This is a genomic window from Streptomyces sp. NBC_01465 (assembly GCF_036227325.1).
Taxonomy (GTDB): Bacteria; Actinomycetota; Actinomycetes; order Streptomycetales; family Streptomycetaceae; genus Streptomyces.
In genome coordinates this window covers 1419759-1437927 of the sequence record NZ_CP109467.1, presented here as the reverse complement: position 1 = coordinate 1437927, position 18169 = coordinate 1419759, and the positions used below count along the sequence as shown (strand labels likewise).

16 protein-coding genes and 1 riboswitch are annotated in these 18169 nt (G+C 70.4%); of the genes, 7 read left to right on the top strand and 9 right to left on the bottom strand.

The window, feature by feature from the left end; genetic code table 11:
- Positions 1-68 precede the first annotated feature (68 nt).
- The 6 genes from cobN to OG707_RS06465 form a co-directional block, all read right to left on the bottom strand.
- A complete protein-coding gene (cobN, locus tag OG707_RS06490; RefSeq protein WP_329115306.1) occupies positions 69-3719 on the bottom strand; it encodes a cobaltochelatase subunit CobN in 3651 nt (1216 codons plus the stop codon).
- Entirely contained in the window at positions 3716-5239 is a 1524-nt protein-coding gene (locus OG707_RS06485; RefSeq protein WP_329115304.1) for a cobyric acid synthase, read from the bottom strand. Before OG707_RS06485 ends, cobN begins: the two co-directional genes overlap by 4 nt.
- Positions 5236-6210: a cobalamin biosynthesis protein gene (locus tag OG707_RS06480; protein WP_329115302.1), complete on the bottom strand. Its 975-nt coding sequence runs from the start codon at positions 6208-6210 to the stop codon at positions 5236-5238. The genes OG707_RS06485 and OG707_RS06480 overlap by 4 nt, the downstream gene beginning before the upstream one ends.
- 89 nt (positions 6211-6299) lie before the next feature.
- Positions 6300-6442, bottom strand: a riboswitch (cobalamin riboswitch).
- A 99-nt stretch (positions 6443-6541) separates the two neighbouring features.
- Complete coding sequence (locus OG707_RS06475; RefSeq protein WP_329115300.1) at positions 6542-6772, bottom strand: hypothetical protein; 231 nt, start codon at positions 6770-6772, stop codon at positions 6542-6544.
- A gap of 22 nt (positions 6773-6794) precedes the next feature.
- Positions 6795-8048: an inorganic phosphate transporter gene (locus OG707_RS06470; protein ID WP_329115298.1), complete on the bottom strand. Its 1254-nt coding sequence runs from the start codon at positions 8046-8048 to the stop codon at positions 6795-6797.
- 169 nt (positions 8049-8217) lie between these two features.
- Positions 8218-8970 (bottom strand): lysozyme, encoded by a 753-nt coding sequence (locus OG707_RS06465; RefSeq protein WP_329115296.1) that lies wholly within the window; start codon positions 8968-8970, stop codon positions 8218-8220.
- A 160-nt stretch (positions 8971-9130) separates the two neighbouring features.
- Here OG707_RS06465 and OG707_RS06460 point away from each other — a divergent pair, with 160 nt between their 5' ends.
- The 3 genes from OG707_RS06460 to OG707_RS06450 all read left to right on the top strand — a co-directional run bounded on the left by OG707_RS06460 (position 9131) and on the right by OG707_RS06450 (position 12365).
- Complete coding sequence (locus tag OG707_RS06460) at positions 9131-9787, top strand: class II aldolase/adducin family protein (protein ID WP_329115295.1); 657 nt, start codon at positions 9131-9133, stop codon at positions 9785-9787.
- 47 nt (positions 9788-9834) lie between these two features.
- The gene (locus OG707_RS06455) at positions 9835-10944 is read left to right on the top strand and encodes an alpha/beta hydrolase (protein WP_329115293.1); all 1110 of its coding nucleotides are present in this window, start codon (positions 9835-9837) and stop codon (positions 10942-10944) included.
- A 155-nt stretch (positions 10945-11099) separates the two neighbouring features.
- Positions 11100-12365 carry a hypothetical protein gene (locus OG707_RS06450; RefSeq protein WP_329127640.1) on the top strand — a complete coding sequence of 422 codons (1266 nt, stop codon included), beginning with the start codon at positions 11100-11102 and terminating at the stop codon, positions 12363-12365.
- Positions 12366-12373: 8 nt separating this feature from the next.
- On the opposite strand, the gene OG707_RS06445 is transcribed toward OG707_RS06450, so the two are convergent.
- The gene (locus tag OG707_RS06445; RefSeq protein WP_329115291.1) at positions 12374-12775 is read right to left on the bottom strand and encodes a VOC family protein; all 402 of its coding nucleotides are present in this window, start codon (positions 12773-12775) and stop codon (positions 12374-12376) included.
- Positions 12776-12832: 57 nt separating this feature from the next.
- Entirely contained in the window at positions 12833-13720 is an 888-nt protein-coding gene (gene ypfJ, locus OG707_RS06440; RefSeq protein WP_329115289.1) for a KPN_02809 family neutral zinc metallopeptidase, read from the bottom strand.
- Between the two features lie 69 nt (positions 13721-13789).
- Between ypfJ and OG707_RS06435 the strand changes: the two genes are divergently transcribed.
- The 4 genes from OG707_RS06435 (at position 13790) to OG707_RS06420 (ending at position 17581) form a co-directional block, all read left to right on the top strand.
- Complete coding sequence (locus OG707_RS06435; protein ID WP_329115287.1) at positions 13790-14452, top strand: hypothetical protein; 663 nt, start codon at positions 13790-13792, stop codon at positions 14450-14452.
- Between the two features lie 96 nt (positions 14453-14548).
- A complete protein-coding gene (locus tag OG707_RS06430; protein ID WP_329115284.1) occupies positions 14549-16147 on the top strand; it encodes an ABC-F family ATP-binding cassette domain-containing protein in 1599 nt (532 codons plus the stop codon).
- A gap of 300 nt (positions 16148-16447) precedes the next feature.
- The gene (locus tag OG707_RS06425; RefSeq protein ID WP_329115282.1) at positions 16448-16669 is read left to right on the top strand and encodes a helix-turn-helix domain-containing protein; all 222 of its coding nucleotides are present in this window, start codon (positions 16448-16450) and stop codon (positions 16667-16669) included.
- Between the two features lie 120 nt (positions 16670-16789).
- Positions 16790-17581, top strand: coding sequence for an enoyl-CoA hydratase/isomerase family protein (locus OG707_RS06420; protein ID WP_329115280.1), 792 nt, complete (start codon positions 16790-16792; stop codon positions 17579-17581).
- A gap of 5 nt (positions 17582-17586) precedes the next feature.
- Here the strand turns inward: OG707_RS06420 and amaP are convergent, their stop codons facing one another.
- Positions 17587-18165 carry an alkaline shock response membrane anchor protein AmaP gene (gene amaP, locus OG707_RS06415; protein WP_329115278.1) on the bottom strand — a complete coding sequence of 193 codons (579 nt, stop codon included), beginning with the start codon at positions 18163-18165 and terminating at the stop codon, positions 17587-17589.
- Between the last annotated feature and the right edge of the window lie 4 nt (positions 18166-18169).

The window sequence follows — 18169 nt, the reverse complement described above, 5'->3', positions numbered from 1 at the left end:
CAGGGGGTCTGGGGCGCAGCCCCAGTTTCGGGAAGGGGCGGGGTGGGGGAGAGACCCCCGCACCCCCCTCACGCGTCACCCTCCAAGTCACCCTCGAGCTCCAGATACGTAGCCCGCAACCGCTCCAGCGTCCCCGCATCCGGCTCGGCCCAGAGCCCCCGCTCGGCCGCCTCCAGCAACCGCTCCGAAATCCCCCTCAGCGCCCAGGGATTGGACGTCTTCATGAACTCCCGGTTCTCCGGATCGAAGACATACTCCGCCGACAACTTCTCGTACATCCAGTCGTCGACAACCCCCGCAGTCGCGTCGTACCCGAACAAATAATCAACGGTGGCGGCCATCTCAAAGGCCCCCTTGTACCCGTGCCGCCGCATAGCCGCCATCCACCGCGGATTGACGACCCGAGCCCGGAACACCCGATGGGTCTCTTCGCCCAGAGTCCGCGTCTTGACCTGATCCGGGGTCGCACTGTCACCCACGTACGCCTCGGGCGACTCCCCGGTCAGATGCCGCACCATGGCGACCATCCCGCCGTGGTACTGGAAGTAGTCGTCGGCATCCACAAGATCGTGTTCCCGCGTGTCCACGTTCTTCGCAGCAACAGCGATCCGCCGGAAAGCGGTCTCCATATCCCCCCGAGCGGCCCGCCCCTCCAGCCCCCGCCCATACGCATAGCCGCCCCACACCGCGTACACCTCGGCCAGATCCGCATCACTGCGCCAGTTCCGCGCATCGATCAGCGGCAGCAGCCCGGCCCCATAGGCCCCCGGCTTGGACCCGAAGATCCGAGCCGTGGCCCGCCGCCGATCCCCGTGCTCCGCGGCGTCCGCATCCACATGGGCTCGTACGAAGTTGCTCTCAGCCCCCTCCTCCAACTCGGCCACAGCCCGCACCGCGTCGTCGATGAGCCCGACCACATGCGGAAAGGCGTCCCGGAAGAACCCGGAGATACGCACGGTCACGTCAATCCGAGGCCGCCCCAACTCCTCCAAGGCCACGACCTCGAACCCGGTGACCCGCCGCGAGGCGTCGTCCCAGACAGGCCGGCACCCCAACAGCGCAAGAATCTCCGCGATGTCGTCCCCCTGGGTCCGCATCGCCGAGGTCCCCCACACCGTCAGCCCCACGGACTTCGGATACTCACCCGAATCCGCCAGGTACCGCGCGATCAGCGAATCGGCGAGCGCCTGCCCGACCTCCCAGGAGAGCCGCGAAGGAATCGCCTTGGGATCCACAGAGTAGAAATTCCGCCCCGTAGGCAGCACATTCACGAGCCCCCGCGTAGGCGACCCCGAGGGCCCGGCCGGGACGAACCCACCGTCCAGCGCGAGCAGAATGTTCCCGATCTCATCGGTGGTCCGCGCCAGCCGAGGGACGACCTCCTCGCAAGCGAACCCCAACACAGCGACAACGTCGGGCAGTTCAGCGCCCAGCACGTCCCGTACCAGCGGCCGCACGGCAGCCGCATCCCAACCCCGCGCCTCCATGCCCTCGGCAAGCCGCCGGCACAGCTGCTCCAGCAGATCAATGGCATCGGCGCCGGTCCGAGCGGGCCCCTCCACCAGCCCGCTCAGCTCCACCGGCACCTTCACCGCAGCCCCGGGCTCACCCAGCAACTCCTTCTCCACGAGCCCGAAGTGCTCGGCGAGACAGGCCCGCAGCCCCGGCAGTGCGTTGGCCGTACCGCCCCACACCTGCGAGGCCCGCAGCACGGCCAGCACCAGATTGACCCGGGCGTCGGCCTCCGGGCCTCCACCCAGCACATGCAGCCCGTCCCGGATCTGCACATCCTTGATCTCGCACAGATAGCCGTCGATGTGCATCACAAAGGAATCGAAGTCCCCGTCATCGGGCTGCTCGTCCACATGCAGATCGTGATGAAGCTCGGCGGCCTTCACCAGCGTCCAGATCTGCGCCCGCACGGCAGGCGCCTTCGTCGGATCCAGATCGCTCACCAGCGCATATTCATCCAGGAGCTGCTCCAGCTTCGCCAGATCCCCGTACGTGTCCGCCCGCGCCATCGGCGGCACCAGATGGTCGACGACGGTCGCATGTCCGCGCCGCTTGGCCTGCGTGCCCTCGCCCGGGTCGTTCACGATGAACGGATAGATCAGCGGCAGCTCGCCCAGTACCGCATCGGGCCCGCACCCACGCGAGAGCCCAAGTCCCTTCCCTGGCAGCCATTCCATGGTCCCGTGCTTGCCCATGTGAATGACAGCATCGGCACCAAAAGAATTCTCCAGCCACCGATACGTGGCCATGTAGTGATGCGAAGGCGGCATATCGGGATCGTGGTAAATGGCGATGGGATTCTCGCCGAACCCGCGCGGCGGCTGAATCAGCACCACCACATTCCCGAACTGCAACGACGCGAGCACCACATCGTCCCCGTCGACGTACAGCTGCCCCGGCGGCTCCCCCCAGTGCTCCAGCATGGAGTCCCTGAGCCCCGGCTCCAACTGCCCGAACCACTCCCGGTAGTCGGCCAGCGGCACCCGCGCAGGAGCCGCCGCCAGCTGCTCCTCGGTCAGCCACTCCACATCGTGCCCACCGGCCGCGATCAGCCGGTGAATGAGCTCGTCGCCCTCCACGGGGTAGCCCTCCACCCCGTAACCCGCATCCCGCAGCGCATCCAGCACCCGCACAGCGGACGCCGGTGTATCAAGGCCCACAGCGTTCCCGACCCGCGAATGCTTCGTCGGATACGCGGTGAACACAACGGCGATCCGCTTCTCCGCATTCGGCTTGTGCCTCAACTGCGCATGCCGTACGGCAATTCCGGCGACCCGCGCCGCCCGCTCAGGATCGGCGACGTAAACAGGAACATCCCCCTCGCCCTGCTCCTTGAACGAAAACGGAACAGTGATAATGCGCCCGTCGAATTCCGGAATGGCGACCTGCATCGCCGCATCCATCGGAGACAGCGCCGCATCCGACGCATCCCACACGGCCCGCGAAGACGTCAGACAAAGCCCCTGCAGCACGGGCACATTCAGCTCGGCGAGCGCCCCGATGTCCCACGCCTCGTCGTCACCGCCGGCCGAGGCGTCCGAAGCGCGCGTACCACCGGCAGCCAGCACGGTGGCGACCAGCGCGTCGGTCCGCCCCAGCAGTTCGTACAGCTCCGCGTCGGCGCCCCGCAGTGAACCGCAGTACACAGGAAGGGTGTTGGCTCCCCGCGCCTCCACGGCATCGCACAGCACATCGACAAACCCGGTGTTCCCCGACAGCTCGTGGGCCCGGTAGAAGAGAACGCCCACGGTCGGCCGCCCATCCACCCACTCGCGCGCCCCGTGCACCCCCCACTCGGGCATCTTCTCCGGCTCGGCGAACCCGACGCCCGTGAGCAGCACGGTGTCCGAGAGGAACCGCGCCAGCTCCACCAGGTTCCCCGGCCCGCCCTCCACCAGATACCGCAGCGCCTCGGCGACGACCCCCGCGGGCACCGACGACTCGGCCATCAACTCCGCGTCCGGTACGGTCTCCCCGCCGAGGAGCACGGTGGGTATCCCGGACGCCCGCAGCACCGCGAGCCCGTCCTCCCAGGCGCGCTTCCCGCCCAGCAGCCGTACGACGGCGACCGAAGCGCCCTCGATCAGCGCAGGAAGCTCACCCTCCGCATCGATCCGCGTCGGATTCCCGATCCGGTACGGAGCCCCGGAGGCCCGCGCCGCCAGGAGATCCGTATCGGCGGTCGACAGCAGCAGCACAGTGCTCATGAAGGCGCTCCAGGTGCGATGAAGGGAAGTCCTGACGGTGCGCCCGACTCGATGAGTGCGAGCAGCGCGTCCGTGTCCGCGTGTTCCTCGATCAGATCGCCGAGGCGATCCAGTTGCTCCTCGCGGAGCGCTCCAAAACTCGTGTCCGGGGCGGGCACGAACCGCCGCCCCGCAGCCTCCGCGACCTCCCGCAGGAAGGCCCGCCGGAATCCGTCGCTCTCCAGCGACCCGTGCCAGTGCGTGCCCCAGACGGAGCCGACCCGGCACCCGTCCAAGAAGGCTTCTCCGCCCAGCACTTGGGCCACCCCGTGGTGGATCTCGTACCCCTCCACCACTTCACCCAGCGCCTCGCCGACCGGCCGCTCCAGGGTCTTCTCCACGGCGAACCGCACGCGCACCGGCAGCAGCCCGAGCCCGTCCACAGCACCCGCCCGAGACTCGACGTCGTCCTCGATCCGCTCACCGAGCACCTGGAACCCGCCGCAGATCCCCAGTACGGGCCGCCCCTCGGCCGCCCGCCGTGCCAGCGCATCGGCGAGCCCGCGCTCCCGCAGCCACTCCAGCGCGCGCACGGTGCCGCGCGTCCCCGGCACGATCACCAGATCGGCGTCGACGAGCTCCTCGGCGCGGTCCACGAACCGCACCACCACACCCGGTTCGGCGGCCAGCGCGTCCACATCGGTGAAGTTCGACATCAGCGGTACGGCGCACACCGCGACCCGCAGCACGTCCTCGCCGACCGGCGGCGCGACGACCGACTCCCGTACGGCACCGCGCATCGAGACGCGCAGCCCGTCCTCCTCGTCGATGCCGAGCCCGTGCGTGTACGGCAGGATCCCGTACGTACGCCGCCCCGTCAGCCCGGTCAGCATGTCGATGCCCGGCTCGAGAAGCGACACGTCACCCCGGAACTTGTTGACGAGATACCCGGCCACCAGCGCCTGGTCCTCCGCACTCAACAACGCGGTGGTCCCGAAGAACGAGGCGAAGACACCCCCACGATCGATGTCGCCGACGACGACCACAGGGAACCGCGCGGCCCGCGCGATCCCCATGTTCACGATGTCGGTCCGCCGCAGATTGATCTCGGCCGGACTGCCCGCCCCCTCGCAGATCACGGCGTCATACGTGCCCCGCAGCTCCTCCAGGCACTCCACGACGGTCCCCAGAAGCGACTCCTGGCGCCCCCCGTGGTAGCCGCGCGCACTCATCTCGCCGACCGGCTTGCCCATCAGCACGACCTGGCTGCTGCGGTCGCTCCCCGGCTTGAGGAGTACGGGATTCATCAGCGCGCTCGGCTCGACGCGCGCGGCCTGCGCCTGCATGGCCTGCGCACGCCCGATCTCCGCGCCCTCGCGCGTGACGAACGAATTGAGCGACATGTTCTGCGCCTTGAAGGGCGCGACCTTCACCCCCCGCCGTACCAGCCACCGGCAGATCCCCGCCGTGACGACGCTCTTGCCCGCGTCCGAGGTGGTCCCCGCGACGAGCAGTCCACCGCCCTTGCGTACGCCTGTCATGCCCGACTCCTTCTGGTGGCGCCCGCGCGGCGTCCGCGCAGAACTCCGTACGCACCGCGCGCGGCGACGCACGTCGCCAGTGCCAGCACATTGACGCGACGCGACAGCCGCACCGCCCGTTCGATGTCCCCGATGTCGACCGCCCGCGCCTCGCCGTTGAGCACGGCGCGGTGCTCGATCCGCCCGCCGTACGACAGGGTCCCCCCGAGCCGTACGCCCAGCGCGCCCGCGAACGAAGCTTCCACGGGGCCCGCGTTGGGGCTCGGGTGCTTGCCCGCGTCGCTCCGCCAGGCCTGGACCGCGCCTCGAGCGTTTCCGCCCGCGAGGACGGCGAGCGCGGCGGTCAGTCGGGCCCCCGGCCAGCCGGCCACGTCGTCGAGGCGGGCCGAGGCCCACCCGTACCGCAGATACCGGTCCGAGCGGTGCCCGACCATCGCGTCCAGCGTGTTCACGGCCCGGAACCCGATCAGACCCGGAACTCCGCCCAGGGCGCCCCACACCAGCGCGCCCACCACGGCGTCGGAGGTGTTCTCGGCGACGGACTCGACGACCGCCCGGGCGATCTGCTGCGCGTCCAGCGCCGAGGGATCGCGCCCGCACAGATGCGGCAGCCGCTCCCGTGCGACCTCGATGTCCCCGGCGGCCAGCGCACCGCCGACGGCCCGCGCCTCGCGCCCCAGGGAGGTCCCGCCCACAACGGCCCAGGTGGCGGCGGCAGTCAGGGCAACGGAGGCGGCAGGGCGGCCGCGTACGGCCCGCTCGGCCACGACGGCAGCGGCGACCGCACCCCCGGCACAGACCACGGAATGCAGCGCACCCCACCCACGGTGGTCACGCCACAGACGCTGCTCGACGGCGGCCGCGGCCCGCCCGAACAGGGCGACCGGATGCCCCCGGCGAGGATCACCGAGCAGCAGGTCGCCGAGAAGGCCGGCGGTGGCGCCGTACGCGAAACTTCGCTCGGCACGCATGAGTTCAGCAGGGTGGAGAAGAGACCGGCAACAGGCAGCCGTACGCAACGCTCATGGCGAAAAGTCCTCACTCAGGGTGTCCGCGCCCTGGTTCGACGTGATCGACGGCGAGAGTTCCTGGCTTCCGGAGATCACTCCCCGGTGACAGTGGCGGGACCGCGCCGGATTCGCACCGGACTTCCTCTCCATGCCGCCGTATTGGCTTCGGCAGTCCACCACGCTCGGAGAACACCCGTCAACTCACCCTTGACCTGCGAAGGAAGAGTGTGTTGGGGCACACAGAAGACCGCCCCGCACAAGAGCGCGGGGCGGTCGTGAAGCGTGGTGTCCGTCAGGCGACGATCAGGTAGATCCCGTACGAGACGGCCGCCGCGCAGAGTGCGAAGCAGAGGTACGCGCCGGAGCGCGCCACGAGCGCCGATCCTGCGGTACCGGACGAGCCGTTGGTCTCCGAGGACTTGGAGAGTCCGACGATGCCGAGGGTGAACAGGCCCACCAGTCCGACGGTCGCCACGAGGCTGACGCCGAAGACGGTGCCGAGTGCTTGCCAGTCGATGTGCATACCGCTGTGTCCTTAACCGTTCTCAGACCGTGGCCGGTCGGGTCGGCTCGGGGGCGGCGCCCCCGGGCGACGGGATGGTGGCCCTGAGCTCGTCGACCGGAGCGCCGGCCGGGGGAGGCGGGGTGACGGCCGCGATGGCGGTGGTCACGACGCCCGCGGGCTCGGCGTCGGTGTCCGCGTCGGGGGTGACGCTCGTGTGGTCGACCGGCTTGCGGCGCGAGAGCGACCAGATGACACCCGATCCCGCGACGAGCAGGACGGCGACCGCGGCGATGCCGACGTTGCCCTGGCGGGTGAGGAACTCCGCACCCGCACCGACGACCGCTGCGGCCGGCAGCGTCAGGCCCCAGGCGACGAACATCCGGGTCGCGGTGGACCAGCGGACCACACCGCCCTTGCGGCCGAGGCCCGCGCCCATGACCGAGCCCGAGCAGACCTGGGTGGTGGAGAGGGAGAAGCCGAGGTGCGAGGAGGCCAGGATGACTGTGGCCGCACCGGTCTGGGCGGAGAAGCCCTGCTGCGGACGGAGCTCGGTGAGCCCCTTGCCCATGGTCTTGATGATGCGCCAGCCGCCCAGGTACGTACCCATCGCGATGGCCAGACCGGCCGAGACGATGACCCACAGCGGCGGGTTGGCGCCGGGGGCGAGGACGCCGCCCGTCACCAGCGCCAGGGTGATGACACCCATGGTCTTCTGCGCGTCGTTGGTGCCGTGCGCGAGGGAGACCAGACCGGCGGAGGCGATCTGACCGGCGCGGTAGCCCTTGGCCGTCGCCTTGTCGTCGGTGCGGCTGCCGATCTTGTACGTCAGCTTCGTGGCCAGGTAGGCGGCCAGACCGGCGACGATCGGGGCGGCGATCGCGGGGATCAGCACCTTGGTGACGACGGTGGTGCCGTTGACCCCGGAGGTTCCGACGGACATCAGCGTGGCGCCGATGAGCCCGCCGAAGAGAGCGTGGGAGGAACTGGACGGCAGGCCGAGGAGCCAGGTCAGCAGATTCCAGAGGATGGCGCCGACGAGCGCCGCGAAGATCACTTCCGTGCTGATGCCTTGTTCATTGATGATCCCGCCGGAGATCGTCTTGGCGACCTCCACGGAAAGGAATGCACCGACGAGGTTGAGCACGGCGGACATGGCCACCGCAGTCTTGGGCTTGAGAGCGCCGGTCGAGATGGTCGTCGCCATCGCGTTGGCGGTGTCGTGGAAACCGTTCGTGAAGTCGAACACGAGAGCGGTAACGATCACGATCCCAAGGAGCAGGGTCAGGTGTTCCATTTACCTGGGCAATCGTTCGAGGTCATTGACGATTCGAAGGTAGGCAACCCGAGTGAACGGAAGGTGAACTGAGGCGGGCGTTGTGGTGACCCCAAACGGGAGAGTGCCGCTCCGGTTGTAATCGTGTCGTCACCGGAGCGGCCCCCCGGCCGTGCAGACACCGGGTTCGCTACCCCCTGGCGAACCTCTGGAGCTGACTGACCGACCCGTTGAAGAGATTCTGGTCACCCGGCAGCGACCCGCTGCCGTTGTCGTACTGCCAGATCGTCCAGTACGACCACCCGGCGGGCAGTTCCCCCGGCGAACTGCTGTAGCGCGCCACCCACAGGGCATGGCTCGCGGCGAAGGCCCGGCTCCTGCCCGTGCAGCGGTTCCACCAGCGGGCCGAGGTGTAGATGACAGGGCGGCGCCCGGTCAGCCGCCTGATCTCGTTGCTGAAGGACGTGATCCAGCCGACCATCTTCGCCGGGTTCATCCCGTAGCAGGCGTGCTTGCTGTACGGGTTGTACTCCATGTCCACGGCGGGCGGCAGCGTCCAGCCGTCCGCCTTCCACCGGCCCCCGTACTTCACGAAGTAGGCAGCCTGCGCCTTCCCGGACGACTTGTCCGGCAGCGCGAAGTGGTAGGCGCCCCGGACGAGCCCCGCGCTCCGTGCGCCGTTGTACTGCTGCGAGAAGTAGGGGTTGCGATAGGTGGTGGACTCGGTGGCCTTGACGTAGGTGAAGCGGCCGCCCTCGGCCCTGGTCTCCGCCCAGTCCACGTTCTTCTGGTGCGAGGAGACGTCGTTCCCCTTGGGCTTGCCCGCGCCCGACGCCGGGATCTCGGCGAGCGCGGTTCCCCCCAGTGCGGTGAGTGCCGCGGCGGACACGGCGAGTGTCCGTACCCGGGCGCGGCGAAGTAACGGTTTGTTGTCACGGGCCATGTTTCCCCCCGATGGCGTCGTGCGTGAAAAAGCCCGCCAGAGGCTATCGGAAGATCCACTGATCTCCGTCGATCCCAGGCCAACCCCGGCACCTGCTGACGTATCGGTACATCCTCGGCCCGCAGTGGCCCATGGCGGCCCACCTGGCACGATCCCCTCCATGACCTCACAGGACGCGATCGCAGAAGCCTGGAACGAACTCGTCGCCACCGCCCGCAGGACCGTGGCCGAGGGCCTGGTCGTCGGCACCTCCGGCAATGTCTCCGTACGCTCCGGAGGCCTCATCCTGGTCACCCCGAGCGGCGTCCCCTACGACCGGCTCGGCCCCGAGGACACCGTCGCCGTCGACCTCGCGGGCCACCAGGTGCTCGGCACCCTCGCCCCGACCAGCGAGCTTCCCCTCCACCTCGCGGTGTACGGGAGCACCGACGCGACGGCCGTCGTCCACACCCACGCCGTCCACGCGACCGCCGTCTCCACCCTCGTCCCCGAGCTCCCGCTGGTCCATTACATGGCCGCGGTGCTGGGCGGCCCGGTGCGCGTCGCGCCGTACGCGCTCTACGGATCCGACGAGTTGGCCGAGAATGTGCTGCGCGCGCTTGCCGGACGCACAGGATGCCTGCTGCAGAACCACGGCACCGTCACGTACGGAACCTCCCTCTCCCAGGCGTACGACCGCACGGCCCAGCTGGAGTGGATGTGCGAACTCTGGCTGAAGGCGAGCGCCCTCCCCGGCCGTACCCCCCACCTGCTGACCGAACCCCAGCTCGCAGAGGTCAAGGAGAAGCTCCGCGGCTACGGTCCCCAGCCTCGTTAGGTCCCCGCCCACTGGCCGCGCGGCCCGTCCGCCCCGACACTGAGAGCGTGCGCCCGGCTACAGCGACGGCAGCGGCCGTCACCACCCTGATCGGCGTCGGCGCGGCTGCGGTCGCCGCCGGACGCTACGCCAGCGATGCCGCCCTCAGGGCGCCGCGCGGCCGGCCGCTCCCTGCCGACCCGCGCCTCACCCTGCACGCCACGGCGCCCGGGCAGATCACCCTGACCCGCAGCCTGGCCTCGCTGCGCCCCGGCACCTACGGCCTCGAGAACGCCGACGTCCACGCCGTGATCGGCCCCGTCCTCGATCAGGTCCCGCACACCGCGGACACCGTCGTACGCCGCCTGGAGCGCGTCACCCACGGCTCCCTGGAGCCCGGCGCCCGGCTGCGGCTGACCCCGCAGCTCCACCAGGGGAACCCGTACACGGCGCTCGGCCTCGACCACGAGGACGTCGTCATCACCGGTGAACTGGGCACGCTCCCCGCCTGGTTCGTGCCCGCGGTCCGCTCCACCTGGGTGATCACCATCCATGGGCTCGGCACCACCAGGGAGCACCCCATGAACGTCATGGACTTCCTGCACCGGCAGCAGTTCCCGGTCCTCGACCTCACCTACCGCGGCGACCTGGGTGCCCCGCGCTCGCCCGACGGCCTCGGTCACCTGGGTGAATCCGAGTGGCGCGATGTGGACGCCGCCATCCGCCACGCGGTACGCGGCGGCGCCGAGCGCGTCATCCTCCACGGCTGGTCCACCGGCGCGACGATGGCCCTGCACGCCGCGACCCGCTCCGCCTTGCGGCACAAGGTCAGCGGCCTCGTCCTGGACTCGCCGGTCCTCGACTGGGAAGCCACCCTCAGGGCGCTCGCCGCGACCCGCCACACCCCGGCCCCGCTGCTCCCTCTTGCGGTACGGGCGGCGCAGGGCCGGACCGGGCTGCACGCCGACCACCACTTCGACGTATCGGTCCCCACCCTGATCCTGCACGGCCCCGGCGACCAGGTCTCGCCCTGGGCCCGGTCGCGCGAACTGGCCGCGCGAAGCCCGGAGTTGACCACCCTGCACCCCGTTCCGGATGCGCCGCACGCCGCCATGTGGAACGCGGACCCCGCAGCGTACGAAGAGGCCCTTCGCCGCTTCCTGACCCCTCTCATGTGACCCCTCCGGCGAAGGCGGCCGATTCCGTTTGGGTTTTCGGGGCGTGAGCGGAGAGACTGACCTCCGTGACGACCCGGAAGCCTGATGAGAAGTTGGCGCGCGACTCCAGACTGCGACTCGTCCGCTCCCGCCCCCTCGCCACGGCCCGCCGGGCCGTGACGAACCGGCGCACCCGTCCCACCCCCCGCCCGCCCGAGGGCACCCCGGCCCCCGCCGAGCTGGCCCGCCAGGCCCGGCAGGTGCTCGCCGACGCCGTACGGATCGCCCGCTGGGCCGCCGACGCCTTCGCCGCACCGGACCCCGAAGAGACGGCCCGCACCCTGCAGTTGACCCCCGCCCAGGTGCGCGCGGGCTGGGACCGGGCCCGTCTCGCCGGGCTCGTCGAGCTGCACGACTCCACCGTCCGCCCCGGGTGGCGCCTGCGCGCCTGGGACCGCGACGACTCCGCCGTGCTGCGCGGCTGGGTCGCCCTCTTCGACGCCTGGTCGATCGTCCACCCCGCCGACCGCGACGTCGCCCCGGCCGCCGTCGCCGAGGTCGTCGAAGCCGTACCCCAGGTGCTCTCCCTCCTCCAGCTCTCCGCGGGCCCGGTGACCTTCCCCGCCCTCCTCGACCTCCTGGAGCAGCGCGTCGCCGAACTCCGCGAGGAGCGCTGCGAGGTCGCCTACGGACCGGAAACAGAAGCCCCGGCCCCGCCCGCTCCTCTCCCGCCCCTCCTCGGCTGGGCCCTGCGCGGACTGGCCGCCGTGGGCGCGCTGACCCTCGGCGAGAACCAGGCCACCCTGACGCCGCTGGGCAACTGGGCGGTCTGGGTCAAGCTCGAGCAGATCTGCGTCGCGGCCCAGAGCCCCGCCGGGAACATCGAGCAGCCCGCCGAGGACATGCTCCACGGCTGCGCCGGCCTCACCCCGGGCCCGGCCCGCGCCGAGTACCGCGCCTGGCTCGCCGCCCGCCCCGTCGGCAGCGCCGTCGCCGAACTGCTCTCCGTGGCCCGCGGCGACGACGCCCTGCTGCGCGGCCTCGCCTTCGAGGCGCTGCGCGTCGTCGGCGCCCCCGCGGAGCCCGTGGTACGGGCAGCGGCGGGGGAGCGGACCCTGCGCCCGTACGCCGTGCTCTGGCTGGCGGAGTACGAGGGCGCGGACCCCGAGGACGCCGCCGAAGCGCTCACCCGCGAGGAAGCGACCTGGCTCTGGGTGGACACCGCCGCAGCGGTCTCCGACCACGGCGAGAGCCCGCTCCTGGTCAGCCACCTCGAATCCGCGGTCCAGGGCACGATCCCCGCCCTGCTCGACGAGGTACGGGCCGTGGGCCACCCCCGCACGGTCCAGGTCCTGGTCGCCCTGGCCGCGGCCCACCCGGACCCCGCCCTGGCCAAGGCCGTACGCCGCGCGGCCTTCCAGGTCCACACCGGCGGCGCCTGACCGAAGGGCTACCCGGCGGCGGCGCCTCCCGGCACATACGTACCGAAGCTCCACACGTTGCCCTCGGCGTCGCGTGCCATGTAGTCCCGACCGCCGTAGTCCTGGTCGGTGGGCGGCATCAGGATCTCCACCCCGTGGTCCCGTGCCTGCTGGTGGTGTGCGTCGACGTTCTCCACGACGACGTACACCCCGACCGGACCGCCGTCGGCCAGGGCCTTGGCGAAGACGCCCTCCCGGCCCCTCGAGCCGAGCATCACGGTGCCGTCGCCGTAGGTCAGTTCGGCGTGGACGACCAGGCCGTTCTCGTCCTCGTAGACACCCACCTCGCTGAAACCGAAGGCGTCCTTCAGCAGCTGGACCGCTGCTTTCGCGTCGTCGTACAGAATCGTCGGACTGATGGTGTTGGCCATGCCAACCACCCCTTCACTCGACTGGATTCCAGCATGGCACCAGGCACTGACAACGCTTCACCGGAAGGTGTTGCACTGGCTCATGTCGCCCGTGCGGAACCCGGTGTGGAACCACTGCTGGCGCTGCGCGGCCGAACCGTGCGTCCATGACTCCGGCGTGACCCGGCCCTGGAACTTCTCCTGGATGCGGTCGTCTCCGACCGCCGCCGCGGCGCTCAGTCCGTCCTCGATGTCGGCCTGCGTCAGCGAGCTGATCAGCGGCCGCCCCGACTCGTCCGGCGTGGTCGTCGCATGGTGCGCCCACACCCCGGCGTAGCAGTCGGCCTGCAGCTCCACCTTCACCGCGTTGCTGTTGGCGCCCTGCCGCCCGTCCTGCGACTTGCCGAGCGTTCCCATCAGCTGCTGCACATGGTGGCCGTACTCGTGCGCCACCACATAGGCCTGCGCGAAGGGACCGCCGCTGGAACCGAACTTGGTCTGCAGCTCGTTGAAGAACCCCAGGTCCAGATAGACCTTGTTGTCGCGCGGGCAGTAGAAGGGCCCGACCGCGGAGGTCGCCGCCCCGCACGCCGTGGTGACCCGGTCGGAGAAGAGAGTCGTCTGTGCGGGTGAGTAGGTGCCACCCCGCCGGGTGAACTCCTGCCGCCAGTAGTCCTGGAGGCTGTTGACCACCGCGACCGTACGGCAGTCCTCCTTGGCGTTGGCGTCCGTGCCCTTGCGGCAGCTCTGCTGCACCTGCGCCACGGACGACGCGGTGGCCGTCGTGCCGGAGTCGCCCGAGGACAGCCCCAGTTGCTCGGGCCCCACTCCGAAGAACAGCCCCATGATCAGCGCGATGATGCCCGCGATGCCGCCGCCGATGGTGGCCTTGCCCCCGGGGACGCGGCTTCCGCGCACATCCTGGACCTCGGAGGTGTCCAGATTGGCGTCGTCATCGAATTGCATGGTCCGAGTATCGACCGGTTGATTGCGGTACGCGCTTTTTGCGTCCGGGGGAGTTACGCTCTGCGGCTCATGAGACCCATCGGCCGGGGCACGCGCCTCGCCCTCTCCGCCGTCGCCGCCGTGTGCGCCCTGCCGCTGCTGACCGCCGCCCACGACGCCCGCCCCCTCCCGTACGGCGACAGCCTCACGGTCCGCACCGGAGCGGCCGGTCCCGCCGCGCTCGCGGCGCTGCGGACCCGGGGCGCCGCGGTTGAGGCGTACGACACCGGCTCGGGCCGTACCCGCTGGACGTACCGCCGCGAGGGCCGTCGTCCGCTGGACCTCCTCACCGCGCCGGGCCGCGCCTTCACGCTCTGGAGCGACGGCATGGTCACCGGCTCGGCCGGCCCCACGGTGCGCTGGCACCGCGCGGTCCCGTACGCGGGCCACCGGACGACGGGGGTCCTGCGCTCCCTCGACCCCCGGACCCGGATGCTCGCCGTCGTCACCCCCGAGCGGGTCATGGCGTACCGCACCGACGACGGTGATCTGCGCTGGACGCTCCCCGCCACCGACGGCTGCGCCTTCGCCCCCGACCGGGTCCTCGCCACCCGGGGAGCGCTGCTGATCGCCCAGCCCTGCGGGCGCGGCGCCGCCTGGACGGAGGAACTGGTCGCGGTGGACGGCCTCGGCCGCATCACCCCGGGCCGCACCCCCCTGGGCAACGACAGGGACGTTGCACGGCACCGTTAGACTGGACCCATGGCATCTCTCCTTGTGCATTAGCCGGCGTCGAAAGAACCCCTCCGCCTGCCCTTCCGCCGTCCAAAACCGCCCTGGAGTTTTACCGTGATCACCGCTTCCGGCATCGAGCTGCGCGCCGGCGCCCGCATCCTCATCGAGAACGCCTCCTTCCGCGTCGCCAAGGGCGACCGCATCGGCCTCGTCGGCCGCAACGGAGCGGGCAAGACGACCCTCACCAAGTGCCTCGCCGGCGAGGGCACCCCCGCGGGCGGCACCATCACGCGCTCCGGCGAGGTCGGCTACCTCCCGCAGGACCCGCGCACCGGCGACCTCGACGTCCTGGCCCGCGACCGCATCCTCTCCGCCCGTGAGCTCGACTCCGTCCTGCGCAAGATGCGCGAGAACGAGGAGCGCATGTCCACCGGACAGGGCGCCACGCGCGAGAAGGCGATGAAGAAGTACGAGCGCCTGGAGACGGAGTTCCTCACCAAGGGCGGTTACGCCGCCGAGGCCGAGGCCGCCACCATCGCCGCGGCCCTGGGCCTGCCCGACCGCGTGCTCGGCCAGCCCCTCCACACGCTCTCCGGCGGTCAGCGCCGCCGCGTCGAGCTGGCCCGGATCCTCTTCTCCGACGCCGACACCCTGCTCCTCGACGAGCCCACGAACCACCTCGACGCCGACTCCATCGTCTGGCTGCGCGACTATCTGAAGACCTACCGCGGCGGCTTCATCGTGATCTCCCACGATGTGGACCTGGTCGAGACGGTCGTCAACAAGGTCTTCTACCTGGACGCCAACCGCGCCCAGATCGACGTCTACAACATGGGCTGGAAGCTCTACCAGCAGCAGCGCGAGGCCGACGAGAAGCGCCGCAAGCGCGAGCGCCAGAACGCCGAGAAGAAGGCCGCAGCGCTCAACTCGCAGGCCGACAAGATGCGCGCCAAGGCCACCAAGACGGTCGCCGCGCAGAACATGGCCAAGCGCGCCGAGCGCCTGCTCTCGGGCCTGGAGGCCGTCCGCGTCTCCGACAAGGTCGCCAAGCTCCGCTTCCCCGAGCCCGCGCCCTGCGGCAAGACCCCGCTGATGGCGGAGGGCCTGTCGAAGTCGTACGGCTCCCTGGAGATCTTCACCGACGTCGACCTGGCGATCGACAAGGGCTCGCGCGTCGTCATCCTCGGCCTCAACGGCGCCGGCAAGACCACGCTCCTGCGGCTCCTCGCCAAGGCGGAGAAGCCCGACACCGGGACGGTCATCGAGGGCCACGGCCTGAAGATGGGCTACTACGCCCAGGAGCACGAGACGCTGGACCCCGAGCGCACCGTCCTGGAGAACATGCGCTCCTCGGCGCCCGACCTCGACCTCGTCGAGGTCCGCAAGACCCTCGGCTCCTTCCTCTTCTCCGGCGACGACGTCGACAAGCCGGCAGGGGTCCTGTCCGGCGGCGAGAAGACCCGTCTCGCCCTGGCGACCCTGGTCGTCTCCTCGGCCAACGTCCTGCTCCTCGACGAGCCCACCAACAACCTCGACCCGGCCAGCCGGGAAGAGATCCTGGGCGCGCTGCGTACGTACAAGGGCGCCGTCATCCTCGTCACCCACGACGAGGGCGCGGTCGAGGCGCTCGAGCCGGAGCGGATCATCCTGCTCCCCGACGGCGTCGAGGACCTGTGGGGCCCCGACTACCGGGATCTGGTCGCACTCGCCTGATCCACCGCCTGATCCACTTCGGATGGATCATTCGGCTTACTGGTGATCCTTCATCTGGGTGAGTCTCTCTCGTACCACGGCGTGGCGGACGCGGAATTGCTGCCCTGACCATGCATTGCGTGCGTACGGCGCTGACCTGGTGATTCTTTCGCGGACGTGCGCGGAACCTTGAATTCCGGCCGTGCTGTCACGCCCGGGTCCGGAAAATGTTGTCGTACGGACCTTGCCGAATGGGTGGCCAGGAAGCTCATGAGGGGTGATCATGAGAGTCCAGAGCGCACTTCCGCTGAGGAGGCACGGGTGGCCGAGACTCTGAAGAAGGGCAGCCGGGTAACCGGCGCCGCGCGCGACAAGCTCGCGGCAGACCTGAAGAAGCAGTACGACTCCGGTGCGAGTATCCGGGCGTTGGCCGAATCGACCGGCCGCTCCTATGGATTCGTCCACCGGATGCTCAGTGAATCCGGCGTGACGCTGCGAGGCCGCGGCGGAGCGACCCGAGGCAAGAAGGCTGCCTCGGCCTGAGCCGGGCATTCGTCCTGGGCTCTCCGGTTTCGGCGGTGCCCACCCGGTCGATCGTGAGGTTGACCGGGTGGTTACTGTGCAGTCACTTAACACTGTCTGCATCCGAACCGGAGGCGTTCCATGACCTCGCCCGACAACGTGCTCGACAAGGACGGCGTACGGCTCACCGTCGAGGACGCGATTGCCACGGTGACACTGACCAACCCGGAGAAGCGCAACGCTCAGTCTCCCGCTCTGTGGCGGGCGTTGACGGAAGCCGGGCGGTCACTTCCGGGCAGTGTGCGCGTCGTGGTGCTGCGCGGCGAAGGCAAGTCCTTCTCCGCCGGCCTGGACCGTCAGGCATTCACGCCTGAGGGTTTCGACGGTGAGCCTTCCTTCCTCGACATGGCACGCGGCGACGACGCCGAGCTCGACGCGACCATCGCCGAGTACCAGGAGGCGTTCACCTGGTGGCGGCGCAACGACCTGATCACCGTCGCTGCCGTTCAGGGCCATGCGATCGGTGCCGGATTCCAGCTCGCCCTCGCCTGTGACCTGCGGGTCGTCGCCGAGGACGTGCAATTCGCCATGCGTGAGACCAGCCTCGGTCTCGTCCCCGACCTCACGGGCACCCACCCGCTGGTGGGCCTCGTGGGGTATGCCCGTGCGCTCGAGATCTGTGTCACCGGGCGCTTCGTCGGCGCGGACGAGGCAGTGGGCTCCGGCCTCGCCAATCTCTCCGTACCTGCGGACGAACTCGACGGCGCCGTACGGGACTTGGCGGGCGCCCTGCTGGCCGCACCCCGTGACGCCGTCATCGAGACCAAGGCGCTGCTGAGCGGCGCGTCGGCCCGTACGTACGAGGACCAGCGCACCGCCGAGCGTGCCGCCCAGGGCCGCCGGCTGCGCGATCTGGCCGGACTGAGCGACTGACCCCGTTACGACACCCGTTGCGCGCGGTGCTTGACCGCGCGCAGCCGGACCTCGGCGGGGAGCGCCGCCAGACCCGCCGACGCGCGGGCGTGCTCCAGTGCCTCCCCGGTGAGGTCGGCGACCGCGGCGGCGGGCTGGGCGTGGGCTTCGAGGAGGAGGCCGATGCGGGCCTCGGGGGCCGTACGGCGCCCCGTCAGCGTGACGCTCGCACGGTCCACTCCGGGCAGCGCCTCCGCCTCGCTCGCCAGCACCCCCTCCAGCGCGCGACCGCGCAGCCGCGCCCCGTCGCCGTCCCCGCTGTTCACCAGGACCTCGGAGAGCCGCGAGCGCCGCAACTGGGCCAGAAGCCACCACAGCGCCAGCAGGACGACGACCGCGAGCGCCGCGATGACCGCAGGCCACCACCAGCCCTCGTCGCGCCACCTGGTCCGGTCCGCCGTGCTCAGCAGAACGTCGTGACGCCCGTCCCACGGCCACCACGACGGCACCGACCAGCTGAGACCGGTCGCCAGGACCGCGCCGCCGACGACGAGCAGGACAAGTCCCGCGAGACCGAGCAGCACCCGGTTGACCGACTTCAGCATCGCG